Source organism: Denitrobaculum tricleocarpae (assembly GCF_007004665.1).
GTDB lineage: Bacteria > Pseudomonadota > Alphaproteobacteria > Kiloniellales > Kiloniellaceae > Denitrobaculum > Denitrobaculum tricleocarpae.
In genome coordinates this window covers 342,295-360,457 of record NZ_ML660055.1, presented here as the reverse complement: position 1 = coordinate 360,457, position 18,163 = coordinate 342,295, and the positions used below count along the sequence as shown (strand labels likewise).

The 18,163-nt window shown below is 62.6% G+C and carries 16 protein-coding genes; 4 read left to right on the top strand and 12 right to left on the bottom strand.

Annotation, left to right across the window (positions count from 1 at the left end):
• Positions 1–158 precede the first annotated feature (158 nt).
• Positions 159–677, bottom strand: coding sequence for a GNAT family N-acetyltransferase (locus tag FKG95_RS13980; protein WP_218940192.1), 519 nt, complete (start codon positions 675–677; stop codon positions 159–161).
• Between the two features lie 172 nt (positions 678–849).
• Between FKG95_RS13980 and FKG95_RS13975 the strand changes: the two genes are divergently transcribed.
• Entirely contained in the window at positions 850–1,347 is a 498-nt protein-coding gene (locus FKG95_RS13975) for a ClbS/DfsB family four-helix bundle protein (protein WP_142896984.1), read from the top strand.
• Positions 1,348–1,396: 49 nt separating this feature from the next.
• Here the strand turns inward: FKG95_RS13975 and FKG95_RS13970 are convergent, their stop codons facing one another.
• From FKG95_RS13970 to FKG95_RS13920, 11 genes are all read right to left on the bottom strand, one after another.
• Positions 1,397–2,650 carry an ABC transporter permease gene (locus FKG95_RS13970; RefSeq protein ID WP_142896983.1) on the bottom strand — a complete coding sequence of 418 codons (1,254 nt, stop codon included), beginning with the start codon at positions 2,648–2,650 and terminating at the stop codon, positions 1,397–1,399.
• Complete coding sequence (locus FKG95_RS13965) at positions 2,647–3,645, bottom strand: ABC transporter permease (protein WP_142896982.1); 999 nt, start codon at positions 3,643–3,645, stop codon at positions 2,647–2,649. The genes FKG95_RS13970 and FKG95_RS13965 overlap by 4 nt, the downstream gene beginning before the upstream one ends.
• A 5-nt stretch (positions 3,646–3,650) precedes the next feature.
• Positions 3,651–5,576 (bottom strand): ABC transporter ATP-binding protein, encoded by a 1,926-nt coding sequence (locus tag FKG95_RS13960; protein WP_246116774.1) that lies wholly within the window; start codon positions 5,574–5,576, stop codon positions 3,651–3,653.
• Positions 5,577–5,726: 150 nt separating this feature from the next.
• A complete protein-coding gene (locus FKG95_RS13955; RefSeq protein ID WP_142896981.1) occupies positions 5,727–6,314 on the bottom strand; it encodes a hypothetical protein in 588 nt (195 codons plus the stop codon).
• A 47-nt stretch (positions 6,315–6,361) separates the two neighbouring features.
• The gene (locus FKG95_RS13950; RefSeq protein WP_142896980.1) at positions 6,362–7,192 is read right to left on the bottom strand and encodes a polysaccharide deacetylase family protein; all 831 of its coding nucleotides are present in this window, start codon (positions 7,190–7,192) and stop codon (positions 6,362–6,364) included.
• On the bottom strand, positions 7,189–8,388 hold the full coding sequence (locus FKG95_RS13945) for a glycosyltransferase family protein (RefSeq protein ID WP_142896979.1): 1,200 nt from the start codon (positions 8,386–8,388) through the stop codon (positions 7,189–7,191). Before FKG95_RS13945 ends, FKG95_RS13950 begins: the two co-directional genes overlap by 4 nt.
• A 7-nt stretch (positions 8,389–8,395) precedes the next feature.
• On the bottom strand, positions 8,396–8,986 hold the full coding sequence (locus FKG95_RS13940; protein ID WP_142896978.1) for a histidine phosphatase family protein: 591 nt from the start codon (positions 8,984–8,986) through the stop codon (positions 8,396–8,398).
• Positions 8,983–10,191 (bottom strand): glycosyltransferase family protein, encoded by a 1,209-nt coding sequence (locus FKG95_RS13935; protein ID WP_179954092.1) that lies wholly within the window; start codon positions 10,189–10,191, stop codon positions 8,983–8,985. The genes FKG95_RS13940 and FKG95_RS13935 overlap by 4 nt, the downstream gene beginning before the upstream one ends.
• 28 nt (positions 10,192–10,219) lie before the next feature.
• Entirely contained in the window at positions 10,220–11,398 is a 1,179-nt protein-coding gene (locus tag FKG95_RS13930; protein ID WP_142896976.1) for a glycosyltransferase family 4 protein, read from the bottom strand.
• Between the two features lie 3 nt (positions 11,399–11,401).
• Positions 11,402–12,652: a glycosyltransferase family 4 protein gene (locus tag FKG95_RS13925; RefSeq protein WP_142896975.1), complete on the bottom strand. Its 1,251-nt coding sequence runs from the start codon at positions 12,650–12,652 to the stop codon at positions 11,402–11,404.
• A gap of 67 nt (positions 12,653–12,719) precedes the next feature.
• Complete coding sequence (locus tag FKG95_RS13920) at positions 12,720–13,964, bottom strand: glycosyltransferase family protein (protein ID WP_142896974.1); 1,245 nt, start codon at positions 13,962–13,964, stop codon at positions 12,720–12,722.
• A 287-nt stretch (positions 13,965–14,251) separates the two neighbouring features.
• On the opposite strand from FKG95_RS13920, the gene FKG95_RS13915 reads away from it, so the two are divergent.
• The 3 genes from FKG95_RS13915 to FKG95_RS13905 all read left to right on the top strand — a co-directional run bounded on the left by FKG95_RS13915 (position 14,252) and on the right by FKG95_RS13905 (position 18,137).
• On the top strand, positions 14,252–16,972 hold the full coding sequence (locus FKG95_RS13915) for an ATP-binding cassette domain-containing protein (protein ID WP_142896973.1): 2,721 nt from the start codon (positions 14,252–14,254) through the stop codon (positions 16,970–16,972).
• Positions 16,973–17,088: 116 nt separating this feature from the next.
• Positions 17,089–17,541 carry a cyclic nucleotide-binding domain-containing protein gene (locus FKG95_RS13910; protein ID WP_142896972.1) on the top strand — a complete coding sequence of 151 codons (453 nt, stop codon included), beginning with the start codon at positions 17,089–17,091 and terminating at the stop codon, positions 17,539–17,541.
• Positions 17,542–17,639: 98 nt separating this feature from the next.
• Positions 17,640–18,137: a class I SAM-dependent methyltransferase gene (locus tag FKG95_RS13905; RefSeq protein ID WP_142896971.1), complete on the top strand. Its 498-nt coding sequence runs from the start codon at positions 17,640–17,642 to the stop codon at positions 18,135–18,137.
• Positions 18,138–18,163 lie beyond the last annotated feature (26 nt).

Below are 18,163 nucleotides of genomic sequence, written 5' to 3'. Positions count from 1 at the left end.
GAAAACGCTGAGCATTTCCGTCTCAACATGATCCGGTCTAGCAATGCGGCTGGCCGATGCTATTGATCCACATCAATTCCGAGGTGTGCCAGAAAGCCGCAGAGGATCAGGCCGCAGAGGATCAGGCCGCAGAGGACCGGGTCGCAGGAGGTCAGGCCTTAGGCCGGATCAGGTCTGGGCAACCTGTAAATGTCACGGTCAAAGCCGTCGGGGAAGGTTTCCCGTGCGATGACCTCGCCACCAAGGGAGAGGACCAGAGCTTTGGCGGCGAGGTTCTCGTCCAACATGTGGGTTTGGACAAGGTCCCACTTCAGCAGGTCGTAGCCGAAAGCGATGGCGGCCCGGGAGGCTTCCTTGGCGAAGCCTTGTTGCCGGGCTTCCGGCGCGATCCACCAGGTCAGTTCCGATCGTGGCCATCCGTCCGGCCAAGCCAGCCCGCAGGCGCCGATGAACGCGCCGCTATCCCGTCTTTCCAGCGCCCATATGCCATAGCCGCGCAAATGCCAGTGGCCGAGAACCGCGGCCAGTTTGTTCCAGGCGACGTGGGGTGGTTTCGGCCCTTCGTAAAACTTCGAGGCTTCAGCGTCCGCATAGAACGTTTGATAGGCGCCGGCGTCGCTGCCCTGCGGGGCACGCAGGAGCAGTCGTTCGGTTTGCAACAGGGGAATCTGGATCAAGAAGGCTGTTCCACAAAGGGTTTGGGAGAGGAGGCTTGGGACAGCTTACTGCGGTCTAATCAGGACGGCAATTGCGACGCGGAAGCGAAACTCATGCATTGAAAATTCACTGACATGCCTCAAATGCGGATTTGAGTCTTCTGTACATAATGCTCTTTTCGCGAGGATTCCCGTGGCTGCAACCAACAAGACCGCACTGCTTGAGATTTCAGGCAAGGAGTACGGCAAGCTCGCTTCTTTATTAGAGCAGGTCGGCGAGGATCTCGCCTTGGTCAAGGATGCCGAGGAGACGTCGATCAAGGATGTTGTGGGCCATCGCGCCCACTGGATTGCGCTGTTTCTGGGCTGGTATGCCGATGGCCAGGCGGGCAAGAAGGTGTTCTTTCCCGCCGAAGGCTACAAGTGGAACGAGCTCAAACGCTATAACGCCGCCCTGAGAGCGGAGCAGGCCGGTTTGGGATGGCAGGCGGCCTGCCGTCTGCTGGCCGGGAACCACGCCAAACTGACCGGCTTTATCGAGGGGCATTCGGACCAAGACCTCTACGGCGGCCCCATGAAGGGCGCGAACAATCTCTGGACGACCGGCCGCTGGGCCGAAGCGGCCGGGCCAAGCCACTATCGATCGGCGGCCAAGTACATTCGCCAAAGGCTGAAAGACCAACGCGATTGAGGCGGAGTCCGGCTGGCAAAATACTCTTAAAAATCCGGAGCGCAGACCATCACTTGTAAGGGTCCGCTGCATCGCGCAGGCCATCGCCCAGGAAATTGAAGGCCAGGATGACCAGGATCACCGGCTGAACCGGCAGCATCAGCCAGGGATAGAGCGCGACCACGTTGATGTTCTGGGCTTCGTTCAACAGGACGCCCCAGGACGTGATCGGCGGCCGTAGGCCGAGGCCCAGGAAGGAGAGGGCGGTTTCGCCCAGGATCATGGTCGGAATGGCCAGGGTGGCCGAGGCGATCAGGTGGCTGGCGAAACTGGGCAGCAGGTGCCGTCCGATGACCCGTGAGGGCGAGGCGCCCATGAGCTGGGCCGCGGTGCAGAAATCCTCTTCCCGCAGGCTGAGCAGCTTGGAGCGGACCGCGCGGGCCAGGCCCGGCCAGTCGAGCAGGCCCAGGATCACCGATATGCCGAAAAAGACACCGATCGGACTCCAGCTGACCGGTAAAAGCGCTGAAAGGGTCATGAAGAGCGGCAGTTCCGGGAAGGACTTGAAGATCTCGATGGCACGCTGGACCACGTTATCGACCCAGCCGCCGTAATAGCCGGCCACACCGCCGATGATGGTGCCCAGGACGAAGCTGATCGCCACGCCGATCAGTCCGATGGTGAGAGAAATCCGCGAGCCGTAGAAGATGCGGCTGAGCAGGTCGCGGCCCAGGCGGTCGGTGCCCCAGAAAAAGGCCGTGCCGCCCTCGGCGGGACAGACCAGATGGAAATCACCTTCGATCAATCCCCAGAATTTATAGCTCTCGCCGCTGCAGAAGAAGCGCAGCTTGTCGACTTTTTCCGGGTTCGGCGTGTACTCGCGCCGCAGGTTTTCCATGTTGAGCCGGTAGTCGTAGCCATAAACGAAGGGCCCGATGAACTCGCCTTCATGAAAGAGATGAATGCCCTGGGGCGGCGCGTGGATGAAGTCGATGTGGCGGCTGTGCAGATTGTAGGGAGCGAAGATCTCGCAGAAGGCGGCCACGAAGTACATCATGAGCAGCACGACCCCGGAATAGACCGCCAGCTTGTGGCGCTTGAACTTCCACCACATGATCCGCCACTGAGACGCCATGTAATAGCGTTCCTGTTCCGGGGTCAGGGCGGCTACGGACTGGGGATCGAAAGGTGCCGGATTGACGTAGTGACCGCTGTTATTCTGGGGCGCGCCTGAAGTCTGTGAACCCGGAGTTTGGGAACCCGGAGTTTGGGAGCCCGGATTTTTGGAGTTTCGGCTGTTGGGCGGCAAGGTCTGATCGCTCATTTCGTTGCCCCTCCCGCGAGCCGGATGCGGGGATCGAGCACGGCGAGCGCCAGATCCGAGATAAAGACCCCGATGACCACCAGGCTGGCTTCAAACATCAGGAAAGAGCCGGCCAGGTACATATCCTGGCTTTGGAGTGCGCGCACCAGCATGGGGCCTGTGGTCTCCAGGCTCAGCACCACGGACACCAGGACCGCGCCGGAAATCAGCTGGGGCAGCACGTTGCCGATATCCGCGATGAAGGGATTGATCGCCATGCGCAGCGGGTATTTCAGCAGGACCTTCAGAGGCGACAGGCCTTTGGCGCGGGCTGTGATGACATATTGTTTCTGCAATTCGTCCAGCAGGTTGGCGCGCAGGCGGCGGATCATGGCGGCGGTGCCTGAGGTGCCGATCACGATGACCGGGATCCAGAGGTGCTCCAGGATCGAGCTCACCTTGCTCCAGGTCCAGGGGTGATCGACGTATTTGGGATCCATCAGGCCGCCGATCGAGGTTCCGAACCAAAGGTTCGCGAAGTACAGCAGCACCAGCGCCAGCAGGAAGTTCGGGGTGGCGAGACCCAGAAAGCCTATGAAGGTCAGGACATAGTCGCCGACACTGTACTGGCGCACTGCCGAGTAAATGCCGATCGGGAAAGCGACCGCATAGGTAAAGAGAATGGTGGCCAGGGCGACCACGAAGGTCAGCCAGAGCCGGTCGCCGATCACCTCGTTGACCGGCAGCTGATGTTCGAAGGAAAAGCCCAGATCCCCCTGGACCAGACCGAAGACCCAGACCGCGTATTGCTCCAGGAAGGGTTTGTCGAGCCCGTACTCGCGGCGCAGGTACTCGATCTTTTCTGGATCGACCGCCTCGCCCTGGGCCTGCATCTCGGCGATTTCGGTCTCCAGGAAATCGCCCGGGGGCAACTGGATGATGACGAAGATGATGAAACTGATCGCCAGCAGAGTGGGGATCATGGTGAGGATGCGCCGAACGGTATAGCCTAACACTGGTCTTAGATCCCCCCGGCCGCGCTGCGGAGTTCGCCGTCCGCGGATGGCTGCGCCCGCACGAAGTGGCCATCGCCCAGATCGACCATGCCCAGTTCGTTCCGCCCGTCGATGGTGAAGGGATGGGGCCAGGTTTCCGGGTTCGAGGCCCGGCCTTCCATCAGTGCCGAGAGATCCAGCCGGTGGGCCGGATCGGGTTCCGGCACCGCGGTCAGCAGCGCCTGGGTGTAGGGATGGGTCGGAGCGCGGAACAGCAGCTCCCGGGGGGCCAGCTCGACCAGACGGCCCCGGCACATCACGGCAATCCGGTCCGCAATGTAATCGACCACGGCCAGGTTATGGCTGATGAAGATGTAGGTCAGGCCGAGCGAGGCCTGCAGATCCTTCAGGAGGTTGAGGACCTGGGCCTGGATCGAGACGTCCAGGGCGGAGACCGGCTCGTCACAAATCAGGAGGTCCGGTTTCAGGGCCAGTGCGCGCGCAATTCCGATACGCTGGCGCTGGCCGCCGGAAAAGCTGTGGGGGTAGCGTTTCAAATAACGCACGTCGAGGCCGACCACGCGCATCAGTTCCTTGACCAGTTCGGCCCGTTCCGCGGGATCGGTCATGCCGTGGATCACGAGGGGCTCGCTGATCAGCTCGAAAACGGTCATGCGCGGGTTGAGGGAAGAGAAGGGGTCCTGAAACACGAACTGGATCCGGGTGCGGAAATCCACCAGTTCCTTGCCCTGCAGGGCAAGGACGTCGGTGGCTTTGCCCCGATCGTTAAAGACGATGCTGCCTTCATCAGCCGTCGCGGCCCGCATGATGATTTTGGAGAGCGTGGTCTTGCCGCACCCGCTCTCTCCCACCAGTCCCAGGCACTCGCCGCGCTTGACCGCGAAACTCACGTCATCGACCGCCAGGACCGAGGTATCTTCACTGGGGCCGAAAAACCCGCCCTTGCGGATGTTGTAGGTCTTAGAGATGTGTTCGACCCTCAGCAGCGGCGGCTCGTCGGGATCGTCGGGCCAGGGCTTCATGCCGTCGCCCAGGTTGACGCCGCTGTCGTGCTTGATTTCGCGGATCGGCTGCAGGCGCTCGCCGGGCTTCATGTCGAAGCGGGGGACCGCGTGCAACAGCGCCTTGAGGTAAGGGTGGCGGGGATCGCCGTAAATTTCCTTCAGATCGCCGCGCTCCATGACTTCGCCGTGGTACATGACCACAACCTGATCCGCGACATTGGCGACGACGCCCAGGTCGTGGGTGATCATGAGTACCGACATCTTCAGTTCAGTCTGCAGATCCTTGATCAGTTTGAGAATCTGGGCCTGGATCGTAACGTCCAGGGCCGTGGTCGGCTCGTCGGCGATCAGAAGGGCCGGGCGGCAGACCAGGGCCATGGCAATGACGGCGCGCTGGCGCAGGCCGCCGGAAAGTTCGAAGGGGTAGGTGTCGTAGGCGCGGGCCGGGTTGGGAAAGCCGACCAGACGCAGGATGTCGATCACCATCTCGCGTCCCTGGGGGCCCGAAACCTTCTGATGCAGGTGCAGGGCTTCGCCGATCTGATTGCCCACCGTATGGACCGCCGAAAGCGAGGTCATGGGTTCCTGAAACACGATCGAGATGCGGCTGCCGCGAATATCGCGCATGGCCGCGCTGTCGGGCGCCAGGGCGGCGATGTCGACCACTGCGCCGCCGTTGGCGGGGTCGGCAAAGAGGATTTGACCGCCGTCGATCTGCGCGGATTTAGGCAGGATGCCCATGATGGCCTGGCTGACGACGGATTTTCCCGAGCCGGATTCTCCCACCAGCGCGACCGTGGATCCCCGGGCGATCGAGAAGGAGACCCCGCGCACGGCGTCCAGCTTGCCTTCGGGCAGGGAAAAAGAAATCCGCAGATCCTGGACCCGCAGGAGATCGGTATTCGAGGCCTGGTCCAGGTCACTCAACGTCACATTCCCCCAATTCGTCTCTTCCTCCCGAACCTTAGCGACGGGACTCCTATCGCTCTGCAGCGGCAGCCCGCACGCGCAGACTATCCGAAGTCGTTGCAGTCGTCACTTGGGCTGTTGTTTTTCCTGTTCTTTCCCGGGTTTTTCTCAAGGCCTGCTCACACTTCGAGGCCTTCCGGCATCCGCATTGAGGTCGATCCCAAGCGGCCGCAGGTTGCTGGCCGTGGTCGCATCGATATTGATGTCCTGCTTGCGGGCGGCTTCGGCGGCCCGGCGCACGATGGCGGGAAAACCCTCCAGCGAGGATTCGAAGGACATGGTGGTTTTCCTGTTGTTTGCGCCTGCGGGTCCGGCTGTACGCCCGGTCAGAGTGAGCTGCATGAAACCGCTGCCGCCTTCCTTTTTGTGGCTGCGGCGGCTGCCGAAGTAACGCAGTTTCATCCCGGTCAGCTCCTGCCAGGCGAGATAGCTGGGGAAGCGCCCCTTGGAGGTCTCCGGATCGCCCGGCCTGACCAGCGTCGCGATGCCCTGGTCATCGAGCGAGACTTCCAGGTACTGGCGTTTCACGGTGCGCAGGGCGAAGAGGCCGAAGAGGATGGTCAGCGCGCCGAACAGCACGGCAACAAACCAGGGCAGGGCACCGGTCAAAAGCAGCCCGAGCGCGATGATCAGGCCGGCCGCGGCGCGCAGATAATCGCCCAAGACCGATTTGAGCGGGTACCGGTATCTCGTCACGCCCCGATTTTCCTCATAGCCAGATTCTCCTCATGCCCAGATCTTTCTTACATCGGGCCTTTTCCCGCCGCGCTGTGCTTTTCGTTTTGGTTGGTCAGGGCAGAATGTGAAAAGGCCTCTGAAGGCGCAAGGAACTTTATCGCGGGTTGCCGCTTCAGCCACCCGAGAAGCCGGTCGAGAAAGACCCAGGTTGCCTCGTCGTGCACCAGATGGTGGGTCAGGATGCCGGTCGGCTCATCTGCATCTGCGCGATCCTCGCGCCGGTCCTGAAGATGGGTCTGCAGCAGGCCCAGGACCTCGGTTTCGCCCAGAAAACCGCGGTCCGGTTTCCAGCGCAGCAGATCGGCGTGGGTGTTGACCTGGAGCAGACCCGGGGCCGCCATCCGCTGCGGACGGGCTTTGTAGGTCGAGAGGCCAGAAACGCCGCGGGCGGGCAATTCGGCAATGATCTCCGGTGAGATCCGGTTCCAGGGCGGGACCAGAACGGGCAGGAATCCTTGGCCGAAGAGACCGGCGAGGCGGTCTTGGCCCGCTTTCAAGCGTTCCATTGTTTCGTTCAGCGGGGCGGCCTGGCTGAGTTCCGTCTTCTTTTCACCGGCCGGGGCGGTGTTTTCGTGGGCGATGCCGTGCTGGAGCACGGCGATCCGGGCATGGGTGCCGCGCGCCGCATCGCTCAGTCTTTCGGCCAGTGCGGCGTCGCAGCGCTCGGGGATCACGGCCAACCCCAGTCCGGCGGCATGCTTTTGGGACAGTATCAGCAGGCGCTCCAGGGCGTCTGTCGAGGCCACCGCGTCGTCGTCGCGCCACCAGACCGTCGCCACTTTTCCTGCGTCGTGCCAACATGCCAGTTCGCGGGCGAGGCTGTCCCAGCCGGTCATGGCGCAGCATCCTCTCTATCCCCCTGAGCCACATCGCTGATCAGGGCCGCGGTTCGCTCGGCACCGGTGATATCCAGCTTGTCGAAGGGGTGTGTTGGCCGGGCCGGAGCCAGTGCCTCCTCGACGGACCTGGCGAGTGTTTGGGCGTCCAGACGCTCTTCCGGCAGCAGCACCGCGGCGCCGCGCTCGGCCAGGAGCTTGGCCCGCAGGGTTTGTTCGGTTTGCTGGGTGGCCGCGAAGGGCACCAGCACTGCCGGCACCTCCGTGGCCAGGATATCCATGACGGTGTTGTAACCCGCCTGGCTGATGGAGAGTCGCGCCCGCGCCATCAGTTCGGTGAAGTCGGCGCGGGCCCGCTCCAGGACGATGCCCTCGCCGCAAAGTGCCTGTAGGGCCCGGAAGCGGTCTTCAGGCAGATTATGGCCTGCAAGCAACCGCCAGGGGACATCCCGCAGAGACGTCAGCGGGCGGGCCTCGATCGCAGCCTCGATCAGGGGCGCGGCAACGGCGCCGCCGCCCGCGGACACCAGGACCTCGCCGTCGCGGCGCGGTTCTGCCTGAGTCGGAAGATGGGCCGTTTCGACCACGTAGCCTGTGTAACGGATCTTGTCGCCGAAGGTCTCGGTCGCGGGAAAGGACTGCTCCAAGGTGACGAAAGACGGATCGCCGTGGACCAGGACCTGGTCGAAATAACGTTCCACAGCCGAAACAATCCACTCGGTTTTGCCGGGTTTCTTATGGGTGGTCAGGATATCGCGCAGGGAGCAGAAGACCTGCGGTGGATGCGCAGAGGCTTTAGCCGCGTCGAGCAGGGGCATGAGCTCGAAGCGCATCTGGCGCCGCCCGAAAGGAAACATTTCGAAGAGGATCACGCGCGGTTCGTGCTGTTCCAGCAGGCCGAGCAGCAGATCGCGGCGCGCGGTCTTGCCCGCGTCGTCCAGTTCCCGGCCCTCCGCATCGACCAGCGCGCTGAAGCTCTCATCGAGCGTGCGCAGGGGCGGCAGCTGGACAAATGCGCAGCCGCCGACATCGGTGCCCGGCACCGGCATGCCGCCTGACACGAAGACCACCCGCAGGCCGGCCCGGTCCATGGCGCGCGCCAGGACGCTGGCCCGGCGCAGATGCCCGATCCCCAGCAAATGCTGGACGTAGAAGAGAACATCGGCGCGTTTTGATGGCTTCTTGGTTGCGGACATCTTGGGGTTACCTGGCGAGCATGGAAATGTTGAGCTCTTCTAGCGCGGGCCTGCCGTCCGGAGACAGCCGAAAGGCGTGGCAGCAGTCGTTTTGTAGCTTGAGCGGCGGTTTTCCGGTCATATCCCATCCGCTGGCGAGCGCATAGAGGGCGCGGATGACGCCTTTATGGCTGACGGCTGTCACGGTTTCTTTTTTTTCGGCCAGGCTGGTGAGCAGGGGTTTCAGCCGGATCTGAACATCGCGCGGACTCTCGCCGCCCGGCGGCTGCAGGTCCAGGCCCCTGGCCTCGTTCTCGGTCATCTCCGCGCCGAGATCCCGGCGCAGATCGGCGAGGCGCTGGCCTTCCCAGGCGCCCCAGTGCATTTCCTGGAGCCGCGCCTCAATCTGCGCATCCGGGTGCCCCAGAATCGCGGCGGTGTCGCGGGCCCGGATCAGCGGACTGCTCAGCCAGCGCGCGGATCGCGCGCCCGCAGGCAGGGTCCAGGACGGGATTTCCGCGCGGGCCTCGTCGGCGAGGCCGATGTCGCTCTGGCCCTGAATGCGCCCCTCCTGGTTCCAGGGCGTCACGCCATGCCGGAGAATGTAGAGCAGGGTCATGCCCGGTCTCCCTCGTGGCGGGACAGGAGGACCTGAATGCGGATCGCTGTGTTGTCTGAACCATCGGTATCCAGGTTCAGCTTCGAGGCACCGCTGCGCGCGAACTCAGCGCCCACGGCCTGCAGCAGGCTCTCCGCGGTCAGGTTCTGTTCCTCCAGGAGGGTCAGAGCGCCGCGCTCGGCCAGAAGCCGCGCCCGCAGGGTCTGCTCGGTCTCCAGACCGCCCGAATAGGGTACGACGACTCTCGGGCAGCCGGCGCGCAGCACTTCCATCACGGTGTTGTAGCCGCCCTGGCTGATGGAGAGGCGGCAGTTGGGCAGCAGGGATGTGAAGTCCGGACGGGCCCGCTCGACTGTGACGTGAGAGGGCGCCTGCGCCTGAAAGGCTTGGAATTGCATTTCAGGCAGGCTGTGGCCAATCAGAATGCGCCAGCGCAGGCCGTGCAGCCGGGCCAGGCTGTCGGGCAGTTCCCTGCTCGCCGCCAGTGCGGCGGTGACCAGGGCTTCGCTGACCGCGCCGCCGCCGGTCGAAACCAGGATTTCATCGCGCCCGTCCTGGGGATGAGGCGGTTGATCCACCGATTCGTCAACCACATAACCTGTATAGACAACTTGATCCGCGATCTCCGTGAGGGGCGGAAAGGTCTCGTCGAAGGGAATGAGATTGGGATCGCCGTGCACCAGGGCGTGGTCGAACACCCGCTTGATCCAGTCGATCATCTCGGCGATGCGTTCCGGTTTCGGGGGCTCGACCAGGATGTCGCGCACGGAGGAGAGGATCAGGGGCCGCGGCTCGGCCTTCCGGGCGGCGTCCAGAAGGGGGCGGAGCTCGAAGCGCATCTGGCGGCGGCCGAAGGGGAACATCTCGATCAGCAGGGCGCGCGGTCGCACGGCTTCGTAAAGTGCGAGCAATTGATCGCGCCGGGCGGATTTGAAGGCCTCGTCGGCCTCCAGGCCCTGGTCGTTGACCAGACGCCGGAAGTGGATGTCTTCGGCGCGCAGGGGCGGGAGTTGAACGAAGTTCGCAGACCCCGTGTTCAGCCCAGGCACGGGCATACCGCCGGAAACGAAGGTGACCTTCAGGCCTTGGCGTTCCATGGCCCGGGCCAGGGTCGCGGCGCGCTTCTGGTGGCCGATTCCCAGCAGATGCTGAACGTAGAAGAGAACATCGGTGCGGCCGCCCCGGGTTACGGTGTTTGGGGTCATGAGGTTGGGCTCAAGAAGACAATTGGGCTCACGGGGGGCTCTCTTTGGCTTTCTGGGCGCGCCGCAGGATGGCATCGAGCCGGCGGGATACGCTGGAGAGGTCGTGTTCGCGGGCGGTCTTTTCAATGGCGGCCCTTGCCATCTCACACCGGTGCTCGGGCTGGGTGAGCAGGGCGGCGACCGCGGCGCCGATGGAAGCGGCATCTTCGGGCGGCGTGAGAAGACCGGTGACGCCGTGCTCGACGATGGCGGGCACGCCGCCGGTGCGGGCGGCGACGACCGGCAGGCCGGCGGCTTGCGCTTCCAGAAGCGCCATGCCGTAGGCTTCGTTCACCGCAGGCCAGACGAAAAGATCGCCCGCAGCGTAGATCTCAGGCAAGACCGACGGTCCGCATTCGCCCAGGAAACGCAGGCGCTCCGGGGCGATCGTCGAAAAGGCGGCCTGGACCTCCGCCCAGGCCGGTCCGTCGCCGACGAGCAGGATCTGCCAGGGGCGGTCCTGCAAGGGCGTCAGGGCGTCGGCCAGGACCCGGTAGGAGGCCAGTTTGTCGCCCCGGCGCATCATGGCGACGGCCAGCAGCCAGGGCTGATCCGGGTCCAGGCCATGCGCCTTTGCCAGCAGAGGGCGGGCCTGTTCGGGCTTGAGTGCCGCCGACTGAAACCGGCGGGTGTCCAGGAAGGGCTTGACCGTCTCCAGCGGGATGCCCGCGGGCAAGCAGGCGGCATCGTGCGGATTGACCGTCACCACGGCGGCGCATTGGGCCAAAGCGGACAGGGTCGCGCGGTGGCCCTCATCCCAGGGGCCGCTCGCACGCTTGTACGCAACGGAAGCCTCGGCGACCAGGTAGGGGATGCCTAGGCCGGCGGCCACTTTAGGCCCCACCCAGTCCGGGGCCTTGTAGTAAAGGTGGTAGGTAAACCAGGCCTGCGGCCGTTCGGCAGGGGGCCTTGCCCGGTAGCGCCGCAGCAGGCGGTCGGCGAGGCTCTCACCCAGCTGTTTCAGCCGCTTCTGGCGCTGCGGATCGCCTTTGGGGTCGCGGCTGCGCAGACGACAGGCGAGTTCGACCTGATGTCCGGCCTGCTCGAAGGCCTTCAGAAACAGCCGTGCCATGTGCCGGTCTCCGGAGGGCACCGGATGGTCGGGCGGTTTCATGGGCGCGTAGAAGGCGAGGCGCATCAGGTTGGTCCGAGCATCAGTTTTGCCCAAGCATCAGTTTTGACCGAAACGGGACACCAGCGCGTCGATGCCTTTCCCCATGGTGAAGTCACGCCTGACTCTCTGACAGCCGGCATTTGCGAGCTGCGCCCGCCGGGCAGGGTCAGTGATCAGGTCATGAAGGGCCGCCGCCAGTTCCGGGGGATTCTCGGGCGCGACGAGAAGTCCTGTCTCTCCGTCACGGATCAGCTCCGGAATCGCGGAAACCACTGTCGAAACGCAGGCGATGGCCTGACTCTGCGCTTCCATCAGGACATTGGGCAAGCCATCCCGGTCGCCGTCCTTACCGATCCGGCTGGCCAGTACGAAAAGATCAGCCTTGCGGTAGTGTTCCAGAACGACCTCCTGGGGCTGCGCGCCAAGCCATTCTATCCTATCATCGATGCCGAGCTGCTGACCCAGGGCCTTCAGCTTTTCCTTCAGTTTCCCGCCGCCGATATGCACCAGACGCCACTGCAGATCCTTGGGCAACCGGGTCAGTGCGTTCAGCAGATCATCGTAGCCTTTCTTTTCCACGGCCCGCCCGACGGAGAGCAGAACGACGGGATCCGCGGCGGCGCTGCCATCGCGGTTGGAAAGGAGTGTGTTGCAGGGACTGTCACTGCCGTTGGCCGTAAAGCGCTCAAAATCCAGGCCGTGATAGACCAAACCGACCTTATCCGGCTGGGGTGCGAGGCCGGCGAGGTGATCCCGACCCACTTCCGTGCAGGTGACCAGCCACGCCAGTTCCGCGAGCTTTTCGCGTTTTTCCCACTCCGGCGTGGTCCAGATATCCTTGGCGTGGGCGGAGGCGGACCAGGGCAGGCCGGTCATCAGCGCCGCGTAGCGCGTGACCGAGGCCGGCGTATGCAGGAAATGAGCGTAGAGCTGGGTGATTCCGCCCGGCAGTTCGGTTGCCAGAACGCAGGCCTGCCCGAAGCGCCTGATACGGTTGGGCGTCAGATCGCGGATCAGATCGCGCAGAAAGGCCGCGCGGGCCCTTTTGTAACCGGGCAGCTTCGCCGCGGCCCGCCAGGCGCGCCAGACCCGGGCGGGTTCATTGTGCAGGTACTCCGGCAGATAGGTTACCGGCGCCTTGATTTCCCGATGAACCGGATGCACCGAGGTGTCCGTCGGATGGCGGAGCGAAAAGAAATGCAAATGCAGGCCGCGCTGCTCGAGCGCATGCAGCTCCTGCGCGATGAAGGTCTCTGAAAGCCGCGGATAGCCTTTGAGAATGACGGCGATGCTGGGATGGGAATTCATAACCCTGGAGCGCAATTAAGAAGAGATTTCCGCCAAATGCGGGGGTTGGCCTGAGCGAAACCGCGCGTTAGGAGCCGCCGGGCATCATGACGTCGTCGCGGGCATCCTCGAGCGTCGCGAGGCCCCTCTGGCGGCGTGATACCCACTGATTGGTCAATTTGACCACGTTACGCCGGCCGTCCAGCAGGCCGGGCACCACGGTTTCCGAGGGCAGGCTCTGTTGCGGCAGATTTCGCAGGGCAGTCGCCATGGTGGCCGGATTGCGTTCGCCATCGTCGGTCAGCATGGTCAGCAGACCGAGATCCTGCGCCCGGGACGCCCGGATGAACTGTTCCAGCCGTGGTTCCGTACGCGGAACGATCAGCGCCCGCTTATCGAAGGAGAGGATTTCGCAGAAAGTATTGTACCCGCCCATGCCCACCACGGCCACCGCGCGCTTTACGAAGGCCTCCAACTGCGCGTCGAAAGTGATGGCTTCCACATTATCCAGCCGGTTGACCCGCTCGATGAACTCGCTCTGAAGCTCGGAGCCCATGAAGGGCCCGAGGACGATCAGAGCCGGATGCGGCAGATCATGGTCAGTTTCATAGGCGCGCAGGACCCAGTCGATAATGGCTTCGCCGTCACCGCCGCCCCCCACGGTGACCAGCAGGAAAGGGTCTTTGATCTTTTCCAGCCGGGGCTGCGGGGCATCCTCGGTCGTGCTGCGGCGCAGATAACCCGTGTAGGTGACTTTGCGGTGCACGGAGGGCGGCAGATCAATGCCTTCCAGCGGATCGCAGATTTGCGGCAGGCCGTAGATCCAGATGTCGTCGTAATAGTTGCGCAGCGCCGGCTCCACGCCCTTGCGCTCCCATTCCGGCGCCAGCAGATCCGGCTCGTCCATGACATCGCGCAGCCCAAGAACGCAGGGCGTGCCGCGCGCTGTCAGCATCTCCAGGGTTGATTTGACCTCGCCGCGCAGGCCGAGCGGTTCCTTGTCGACGATGAAAATGTCTGGATCGTAGACCTTGGCGGTATGTTCGATGATCGAGGAGCGGATCGCCAGGGTGTCGCTGATATCGATCCGCAGGCTCAAAGAGGTGTAGTCGCCGTCGCGCAGCTTGATCACGCCGGGAATCCGGACGAAATCCACGCGCGACGAGAAGCCGTAGTTGCCAATAATAGGCGAGCCCGAAAGGATCAGGACCGAGAGGTTGTCTTCGGCCTTTGCCAGGGTGTGGGCGATTTCACGGCAGCGTCTCAGGTGTCCGAGCCCAAAGCTGTCGTGGCTGTAGATCAGAACGCGCGTGTCGCGCGGGCTTTGGGTCATCAAGTCTTCTCTCGTTCCCCCGCCGACAAGGTGTACTGCCAGCTATGCGCACTCTGACGTCTCATCATGTAGGTGTCAAACCGCCAGACACAAGCGCCGAGCATTGCACAGTATTGAAGCGTCAAAAAGTCTCCATGATCGGATTTTATCGATGAGCATGCGACTGTGGCCGGATTGCCGCGTTGCGAAAATCCCAGCCTGCGTAGTGTTTACCGCCATCAGGTCATCGTTTAAGGTCCAAACACAGGGGACACCAATTTACAGCCGAAAGCCGTCGATTCCACTGCATGGAACGCAATCTTTTCAAATACATCTGGCATCACAGCCGGCGCGAGCAGGTGGGTATCCTCCTGTTGGTGGCGATATCCCTGCCGTTTTACTTTTTATCGCTCAATCTTCCCAAGCAGATTGTCAATCAGGGCATCATCGATGGTTATGACCTGATCGGCCAGGCGCCTGAGGAACAGCAACGCTCTCTTTTCTCGATCGACGCGATTTTTGGTCTGGGAGGCGAAGAAGGTCTGTTCGAGGGCTTCCTGCTCGATCCCTATGCCTATCTGCTGGCGCTCTGTGTCGTGTTCCTGAGCCTCGTCATGGTCAACGGCGGCTTCAAGTTTTTCGTCAATACCTTCAAGGGACAGCTTGGCGAGCGCATGCTGCGGCGCCTGCGGTTCGAGCTGACCGACCGGGTTCTGCGCTTTCCGATCCCCTTTATCCGGCGCATGAAGCAGGCCGAAGTGGCCACCATGATCAAGGACGAGGTCGAGCCGCTGGGCGGATTTATCGGCGACGCCTTCGTGACGCCCGCGTTTCTGGGAGGGCAGGCGCTGACCGCCATGCTCTTCATCATGGTTCAGAATCTCTGGCTCGGTCTGGTGGCCGCGGCAATCGTGTTGTTTCAGGCGATTCTGATCCCGAAACTGCGCCGGCGGATTCTCGACTTGGGACGGCAGCGCCAGCTGACGGCGCGCAAGCTCGCGGGCCGGGTCGCGGAGATTGTCGACGGGGCGATCGAAATCCAGGCGCACGATACGACAAACTACGAACGCGCCGATATGACCAAGCGCCTGGGCGAGATTTACGATATTCGTTTTGAGATTTTTCAACGCAAGTTCTTCGTTAAGTTTCTGAATAACCTGCTTTCTCAGTTCACGCCTTTCATCTTCTATTCGGCCGGTGGCGTCCTGGTGATCAGCGGCCGCCTGGATGTCGGTGCGTTGGTCGCCGTGATCGCGGCCTACAAGGACCTGCCAGGCCCGATCAAGGAGCTGATCGACTGGGATCAGCGCCGCAACGACGTCCAGATCAAATACGATCAGGTCATCGACCAGTTCCAGCCGCCCATGATTATCGCACCGGAACTGCAGGATCCGGGACAGGACAGCGGTCCCACGCTATCCGGTAAGATCGAGGTCAATTCCCTGACCCTGGAAGACGACAACAACACCAAACTGGTTGAGGGCGTCAGCTTTGATTGCGATGTCGGGGATCACGTGGCGATTGTCGGCCCCAGCGGCAGCGGCAAGGATCACTTGAGCATGATGCTGTCCGGTTTGATCCCGCCGACCTCGGGCGGCGTGAAGATCGGCGGCAGAAACCTTCACGATCTGCCCTCGGCCGTGACCGGCCGCCGGCTTTCCTACATCGGCCCTAATACCTATTTCTTCCCGGTCTCGGTCCGCGACAATCTGCTTTTCGGCCTGAAACACAGGCCACTGCGGGAGGCGGAATATGATAGCGATGGCAAAACGCAGCGGACGGCGGACGTGGCCGAGGCCCTGCGGGCCGGTAACTCGGACCTGGACTACGAGGCGGACTGGGTCGAATACGCGGCTGCCGGGGCGTCCGGGCCGGATGAAATCAATGTCCGGATGATCCAGATCCTCAAGGATGTGGGCCTCGAGGACGACATCTACCGGCTCGGGCTGAGCGGAACGATCGATGCCGATGCCCACCCCGAAGTGGCGCAGGGCATTCTGCTGGCGCGCTCCGCGCTCTCGGACCGGCTGGCGTCCGAGGATGCGGAGGATTTGGTGGTGCGGTTCGATCCCGGTGCCTATAACCGAAACGCCACCCTGGCGGAAAACCTTCTGTTCGGAACGCCCACCAACCCGATCTATGGGACAGACGCGCTCGCCCAGAATCCCCTGATGCTGCAGGTTTTGAAGGAGAAAGGCCTGACCGACGTCCTGCTGGATATGGGCTACAGCATCGCGAAGACCATGGTGGAAATCTTCGCGGATCTGCCTTCAGGCCACCCTTTCTTCGAACAGTTCAGTTTCATTGAGGCTGACGACCTGCCGGAGTTTACGGCCCTGATCGCAAGGGGCGAGAAGTCGGGCCGCGCCGCGCTGAACGAGACGGAGCAGGGCCTTCTGCTGAACCTGCCATTCAAGTATATCGAGGAGCGGCATCGTCTCGGTCTGATCGATCCGGAGGTCGAGAGGAAGCTTGTCGAGGGGCGTCAGCGCTTCTCCGAGCTCTTGTTGGATCAGGACCCGGGCGCGGTGGCTTTCTACCGGCCGGAGTCCTATAATGCGGCCGCGTCAATCCAGGACAATATCCTGTTCGGACGCCTGGTTTATGGTCAGGCACAGGCCGCTGAGACCATTGGCCGGGTCATGTCCGAACTGCTGGAGGAGCTGGGGTTGCGCCAGCGCGTGATCGAGGCGGGCCTGGACTTCAATGTCGGCATTGCCGGCTCTCGGCTTTCCATCGTTCAGCGCCAGAAGCTCGGGTTTGCGCGCTGCCTCCTGAAGCAACCGGATGTCCTGATCGTGAACGAGGCGGCGGCCGGGATGGATAGCTCAACCCAGACAAGACTTCTGGAGACCGTGCTGCATCAGCGACGGGGGAAAGGCGTCCTCTGGACGCTACAGCACCCCAGGTCCGCGGAGCTATTTGATCATGTGCTGGTCATGCGTGCCGGCCGGGTAGCGGAACAGGGCAGCTTCGCCGAGCTGACCCAGCCGGGCTCTGCCTTGAGCGCGCTGCTGGCGGCCGAATAGGGGAATGGTGCGTGAAGAGTTGCGCGCGGGAAACGCGAAGTCGTGATTGGTGGAACGCGGATACGGTAACTATCTCGTAAAGGGTGAGGCACTCGCCGAAACATAGGAACGCTAAGATGAGCATCGAGCAGGAAGTTGAAATCCTTCGGAATATTCCGCTTTTCGCCAATGTGGAGCCGGCGAAGCTGAAACTGATGGCCTTTGCCAGTGAAAGGATGATGTTCAAACCGGGACAAGTACTCTGCAGCCAGGGCGATCCGGGCGACTCAGCCTTTATCCTGATCGACGGGAAGGCGAATGTTGAAGTCGACACGCCGGAAGGTCCCTTGACGGTCGCAACCATGGAACGCAATGATATTATTGGTGAAATCGCAATTCTCTGCGATGTACCCCGGACCGCGACGGTGATTGCGGAGAGTGATCTGGTCACCCTGAAGGTAACAAAGGACCTCTTCTTCCGCATGGTGACGGATTTCCCGGAGATGGGCGTCGAGGTCATGCGTGTGCTGGCGCACCGCCTTGAGGCCACAACGGCACAGCTGATGGCTGCGCGCGCAGGGAATGCTTAGAAGCAAGCGAATATCCTCACATTGAACGAAATAGAATTGGTTCGCGGTCTTTGCCGGTTGGGCGTTGCGCGATCACCTTCGGAACAACAGGAATTCAAATGAGTCGCTTAGACAGTGTCATCCGGCGCCTGCAGGCGCAGCGCGCCTGCCTGCAGCAGGGTGTCGACCTTGTGCGTGATCTTCAGGGGCCGGTCCTGGAACTGGGCCTTGGCAACGGCCGGACCTACGATCACATCCGGGAGATCTGCTCCAACTGCGAGATCTTCGTTTTTGAGCGTAAGGTTGCGGCACATCCGGACTGCATCCCCGACGATGAACATCTCTTTCTGGGTGATCTTTCCGAGACCCTGCCCAGGGCGGTCGAGCGCTTCCGGGGACAGGTCCGGCTGATCCACTCGGATATCGGCACCGGCGACCAGGCCCGCAATGCCGAGATCGGACGTTACATCGCAGGCTTCGTGCCGGATCTTCTTTGTCCGGGCGGGATCATTATCTCGGATCAGGAAACCGCCTTTTCAGGTGCCGAAGCCCTTGCGCTTCCCGAAGGTGTAAGGCCGGGCCGCTACTACATGTACCGGGCAGGCGGGGCTGCGTGACCTACATGTAGATCTGGTAGTGAGGT